The organism is Deltaproteobacteria bacterium, assembly GCA_020848745.1.
GTDB lineage: Bacteria > Desulfobacterota > Binatia > UTPRO1 > UTPRO1 > UTPRO1.
Genome location: JADLHM010000124.1, coordinates 1 through 2,678, shown reverse-complemented (window position 1 = coordinate 2,678; position 2,678 = coordinate 1). Strand labels below are relative to the sequence as shown.

Below are 2,678 nucleotides of genomic sequence, written 5' to 3'. Positions count from 1 at the left end.
GTGAGGAAGCGGATCTTGGCGGCGTAGTCCTTGCCGCCGTTCGGCACGTAGACCGAGGCGAACACGACGTCGCCGACGGCGGCCTGCACGATGCGCGTCTCGTGGTCGAACTCGGGGTGGCTGAACGCGGGCGCCTCGGGGAAGCGTGCCCTGGCGAGGTGCAGGCCCACCCCGGAATAGCCGCCGGCGCCGTGCCAGTAGCACCAGTAGCCGCCGAGGTTGCCGAGCGTCGCGGGTACCTGCTCGGGCTTCGCCTTGATCTCCTGCAGGCAGACGACGTCGGGCGCCTCGCGCGCGAGCCAGTCGAGGGCCTGCGCCTCGCGGGCGCGGATGCCGTTCACGTTCCAGGTCGCGACCTTCATGGCGTGCTCCTTACCGTCCCGTGACCGCCGCGAGCGCCCTGGCGCTGATGCGCTGGCGGACGGTCCAGTATTCACGCCACGGGTCGTCCTTCAAGCGGCGCAGGCGGGCGGCGAGGTTCCGGACGGTGAAGTGGTCCGAACGGAGGCGCGGGGAGAGCTCGTCCCACGCGAGCGGCACCGCCACCGGCGCGCCCGTGCGCGCCCGCGTCGAATACGCCGCGATCGCAGTCGCGCCCCGGTGGTTGCGGTAGTAGTCGAGCAGGATCTTCTTCTCGCGCCCGCGCTTCGTCAGCGTCGTCGTGTAGGTCTTCGGGTCCTCGCGCACGATCGCCTCCGAGACGCCACGCACGAAGGCGAGGCACGTTTCCCAGTCGCGCGCGGGCCGGAACGGCGCGACGACGTGGAGTCCCTTCCCGCCCGTCGTCTTCACGAAGCTCCGGAGACCGAGCGCCTCGAACGCGACCCGCACGAGCTCGGCGGCCCCGAGCACGCGCGGCCACGCCACGTCGGGGCCCGGATCGAGGTCGATGATGACGCGGTCCGGGTGTTCCAGGTCGTCGGCGCGGGCGTTCCAGGTGTGGATCTCGAGGATGCTCATCTGCACGAGCGCCATGAGGCCCGCGAGGTCGTCGACGACGGCGTACTCGCGCATCGCGCCCTTCTCGCGGATCGGGATGCGGCGCAGCACGCCGGGATCGGCGGTGGCCGCGTGCTTCACGTAGAAGCAGCTCCCGAGACCGGTGGGGCAGCGCAGCAGGCTGAGCGGCCGCCCGACGACGTGCGGCAGGACCCAATCGGCGATCGATTCGTAGAAGCGCGCGAGGTCGAGCTTGGTGAGCGGGAGGTCGGGATAGAGAACGCGCCCGGGATGGGTGAGACGGACACCTTCCACGACCGCCGTTCCTTTTGGATGCGCCGCGACCTTTTCCGCCGTCACCCGCGCCGTACCGCGCGTCCGGCGCGGCGGACCCTTCGCCGTCACGCCGCCATCCTCCGCCAAGGGTCGTTCGCGCACCACCTCCCGGGCCGGCTTGTCGGCGCGGAGTCCCTGGAACGAGGCCTGGCGGAGCCGGCCGTCGTCGGTCCACTCCGAGAACGCCACCTCGGCGACGAGCGTCGGCGCGACCCAGTGCGTACGCCAGCGACGGGCTTCGCGCGGGACCTCGACGAAGGGTGCGGTCGAACGCTCGAGTCGGTCGAGCTGCGCCCGCAGCTCGTCGGCGCCCTTCCGCGAGAAGCCCGTCCCGACCTTGCCCGCGAAGCGCAGCGCCCCCGCCGCGTCGTACACCCCGAGGAGGAGCGCGCCGATCCCGCCCCGCTGTCCCTCGGGATCGGTGAAGCCGCCGATCACGAGCTCCTGGCGCTGGAGGCACTTGCTCTTGGTCCAGCCGCCTCGCCGTCCCGGCTCGTAGGGTCGGTCGCGCCGCTTCGAGACGATCCCTTCGAGCCCGCGCGCGCAGGCGGCCGCGAGGAAGCGCCGCCCACCGCCGACGACATGGGCCGAATAGCGTATCAGCGAGTCGGCGGGGAGCCCGCGCAGCACGCCTTCGAGCCGGGCCTTGCGCTCGTCGAGCGGCAGGCGCGCCACGTCATCGCCGTCGAGATGGAGGAGGTCGAAGACGTAGTAGACGAGCGTCGCCCGTCCGCCCGAGAACCATCGCTGGAGCGCCTGGAAGCTCGTCCGCCCGTCGGCGAGCACGGCCGCGACCTCGCCGTCGAGGAGCGCGCGCCGGACCGGCAACGCCGCGACTGCGCCGCGTACCTCCGCGAAGCTCGTCGTCCAGTCGTTGCCGGCGCGGGTGAAGAGCGTGACCGCACCGTCCGCGACCCGGGCGCCGATGCGGTAGCCGTCGAACTTGATCTCGTGGAGCCACCCGTCGCCTTCCGGTGCGGTCTTCACCAGGGTGGCGAGCTGGGGTTCGAACCGCGCCGGGAGCACGGCCTTGGAACGGCGAGGCGGCATCGTACCGGCGAGGCTAACGGCCGTCCACGCAAGATTCCATCGCGGGCTCGATGAACATCCGTTCATTGCTTCTGAACGCCCCCCTCGCATGGCCACCGCCAGCGCCATCGGTGCACGACGCCGCATGGTCGAAATGGGCTCTCCAACGATGCGCGTCATACTCGCACCCGCCGCGATGCTGCTCGCGATCCTCACCGTCCCGGCACCGGCCTCGGCCGCGAAATGCTCCGCCGCGAAGCTCGCCGCCACGGGGAAGCGCGTCCTCGCCGACCTCGGGTGTCACGCCACGGCCGTCGGCAAGGGGCGCGTACTCGACGCCAAGTGTACGACCAGGGCCAGCCGGGCATTCGACG

3 protein-coding genes are annotated in these 2,678 nt (G+C 71.7%); 1 reads left to right on the top strand and 2 read right to left on the bottom strand.

Translation table 11 applies throughout. The features are described 5' to 3' along the window. Positions 1 to 362, bottom strand: a 362-nt coding sequence (locus IT293_18410) for an endonuclease/exonuclease/phosphatase family protein (GenBank protein ID MCC6766635.1), incomplete at its 3' end; no start/stop codon positions are given. 10 nt (positions 363 to 372) lie between these two features. After that, the gene (ligD, locus tag IT293_18405; protein MCC6766634.1) at positions 373 to 2,325 is read right to left on the bottom strand and encodes a DNA ligase D; all 1,953 of its coding nucleotides are present in this window, start codon (positions 2,323 to 2,325) and stop codon (positions 373 to 375) included. Positions 2,326 to 2,473: 148 nt separating this feature from the next. Here ligD and IT293_18400 point away from each other — a divergent pair. Further along, positions 2,474 to 2,678 (top strand): hypothetical protein (locus IT293_18400; GenBank protein MCC6766633.1); only part of this gene is annotated, 205 nt, incomplete at its 3' end.